Origin of the sequence: Campylobacter concisus UNSWCS (genome assembly GCF_000466685.1) — a bacterium.
Taxonomy (GTDB): domain Bacteria; phylum Campylobacterota; class Campylobacteria; order Campylobacterales; family Campylobacteraceae; genus Campylobacter_A; species Campylobacter_A concisus_A.
In genome coordinates this window covers 1-216 of record NZ_ANNG01000175.1, presented here as the reverse complement: position 1 = coordinate 216, position 216 = coordinate 1, and the positions used below count along the sequence as shown (strand labels likewise).

The 216-nt window shown below is 30.1% G+C and carries 1 protein-coding gene; it reads left to right on the top strand.

Features of this window, described 5'->3' with window-relative positions; all coding sequences use genetic code 11:
• On the top strand, positions 1 to 216 hold a 216-nt coding region (locus UNSWCS_RS12290), incomplete at both ends, for a hypothetical protein (RefSeq protein WP_035144364.1).

Genomic DNA, 216 nt, shown 5'->3' with positions numbered 1-216 from the left:
AGAATAATTGATGATAAATTCGCAAAAGGAAAAGACGATGAAAAATTTCTAGGACATTTTAATAGTGGCTCAATAATACTAAATTTAGCTCACATTAAAAATGTTGATCAGTTTGTGAGCACTCTAGGTCATGAGTTAAAACATGCTATGGATTATAAAGCTGGCAAATTTATACCAGGAGATAGTAAGCAAGATAGATATGCAAAACTAAAAGAA